The organism is Sandarakinorhabdus sp. (assembly GCF_031422795.1).
Classification (GTDB): Bacteria; Pseudomonadota; Alphaproteobacteria; order Sphingomonadales; family Sphingomonadaceae; genus Sandarakinorhabdus.
This window is the reverse complement of the sequence record NZ_JANPML010000123.1, coordinates 1-2,084: the sequence shown is the minus strand read 5'-3', so window position 1 is coordinate 2,084 and position 2,084 is coordinate 1. Positions and strand designations below refer to the sequence as shown.

Here is a 2,084-nt window from a genome sequence, read left to right as displayed (position 1 = left end):
GTGCTGGGCGGCCTGATCCTCAACGTCATGCCCTGCGTGTTCCCGATCCTCAGCCTGAAGGCGCTGGCGCTGGCCAAGGGCAATGTTGGCGCCGCCCAGGCACGCAACGAAGCGCTGGCCTATACGGCCGGCGTCGTGCTGGTCGTCACTGCATTGGGCGGCCTGGTGCTGGCTCTGCGCGCCGCCGGCAGCCAGGTGGGCTGGGCCTTCCAGCTGCAGGATCCGCGCGTGATCGCCTTCCTGCTGCTGCTGGTCACTGGCATTGCGCTGAACCTTGCCGGCCTGTTCGAAATCACCCTGACCACCGGCAATCTGGGGCAGGACAAGGCGCGGTCCGGCGGGGCAAGCGGCAGCTTCTTCACCGGCGCGCTCGCGGCGTTCGTCGCCACCCCCTGCACCGGCCCGTTCATGGCCGGCGCACTGGGCGCGGCGCTGGTGCTGCCTACGGTGCAGGCACTTTCGGTCTTCGCCGGCCTTGGCCTTGGTCTCGCTTTGCCCTTCCTGTTGATCGGGCTGGTTCCCGCCCTGCGCCGCCGCCTGCCCAAGCCGGGCGCGTGGATGGTCCGCCTGCGCGCTATCCTGTCCGTCCCGATGTTCCTCACAGCGCTGGCCCTGGCCTGGGTGCTGGGCCAGCAGGTGGGCGTAAACGGCATGGCCATGGGCCTTGCCGGCACGCTGATCTTTGGCCTGTTCCTGTGGTGGCTGGGCAGCCGCCAGCACGGCGGTAAATCGCTGGCCATCCCCGGCATCGCCAGCCTGGCCACCATCGTCGCTGCCGTACTGCTGGTGCCCACCGCCGCCCCGGAAGGCGCCGCAAAAGCCACAACCGCCGCCGTCAGCGAACTGAACGCGGTGAAATACACGCCGGCCGCGCTCGCCGATTTGCGCAGCGCGGGCAAGCCGGTGTTCCTCTACATGACTGCCGATTGGTGCCTCACCTGCAAGGTCAACGAAAAGGGCGCGATGGCCGATGCCACCGTGGCCGCGTATTTCAAGGCCAAGGGTATCACCGTGATGGAAGGCGACTGGACCCGCAGCGATGCCGCCATCTCCACCTGGCTCGCCGAACACAAGCGCGCCGGCGTGCCGGTCTATGTCTATTATGATCCCACCGGCGGCGAGACGGAACTGCCGCAGATTTTGACGGTCGATGCGCTGACGTCGTTGAAGGTGTAAGGTTCAAAAGGCAAAGGGCCTCCGGCGGGCAGGGGCTGAGCCCCTGCACCCACTTTCGTTTCAGCGTTGCTCCACCGATGCCTTGATCCTAAGATCGAGAGTGTTTTTCGGAGAGTTTAGTGATGCAATCTCAAAAAATAACTGATGAGAAAGCAGCAGATATTGCGATAAAAATGTCTGAAACGGAACGAAATGTAATTATGCATTGTTGGAAAGAAAAATCGTGGAGATATCCACGAATTGCAGAATTGATTGGCGCTTCTTACTCTGACGTCCAAGATGTTGGTCACAAGCTTCAAAAGATGCGTTTAGCTTACGTTTCAGTTGTTCACTACAATGGTTCGGCAATTTTTTTGAATGAGGATGGCGAAATTGTGAAACGTGCCGTTGAATTGCTTGAAAAAATTCGTGTTTCAAGAAGCGTCTAATTTGGGATCAACCCCAAACGTGTAAATTTACGAAAGTGGGTGCAGGGGCTCAGCCCCTGCCCGCCGGAGGCCTCTTCTCTACGCCAGCGTCAACGTCACCGACACCGGCCGGTGATCGCTGGTTTCCGGCACCTTTTTCGGCCGCATTGCGTTCACACGTTCGTGGACGGCGTGTTCCACCAGACCGGCGCCGCCGCCGATGCGGGGGAACTGGCCCTTTGCCACCAGGCGCTGGGTGAACATGATGTGATCCAGCAGCAGGCGCGGGTCACGGGTGGGGTCCACCGGGTCCTTGCCTGACAATTTGTAGCTCCAGCGCAGCTTGTTCTCGCCGGTGGCCGCAGCGGTTGCGCCATAATCGAACAACGCGTGGTTCAGGAAGCGTTCGGCTTCGAAGATGCTGCCCTGCAGATTGCCGATCAGATCGAAATACAGGTGCTTGCGTTCAAATACTTCGCGGCCCGGGCCGTCGTTGAGATC

At 61.2% G+C, this 2,084-nt stretch carries 3 protein-coding genes; 2 read left to right on the top strand and 1 reads right to left on the bottom strand.

Translation table 11 applies throughout. The annotated features are described in order from the left end of the window. The coding region (locus RMO81_RS04650; RefSeq protein ID WP_310474593.1) for a thioredoxin family protein at positions 1-1,176 on the top strand (1,176 nt) is incomplete at its 5' end. Between the two features lie 122 nt (positions 1,177-1,298). Next, entirely contained in the window at positions 1,299-1,604 is a 306-nt protein-coding gene (locus tag RMO81_RS04645) for a hypothetical protein (RefSeq protein ID WP_310474591.1), read from the top strand. Between the two features lie 78 nt (positions 1,605-1,682). Here the strand turns inward: RMO81_RS04645 and RMO81_RS04640 are convergent. Continuing rightward, positions 1,683-2,084 (bottom strand): hypothetical protein (locus tag RMO81_RS04640; protein WP_310474589.1); only part of this gene is annotated, 402 nt, incomplete at its 5' end.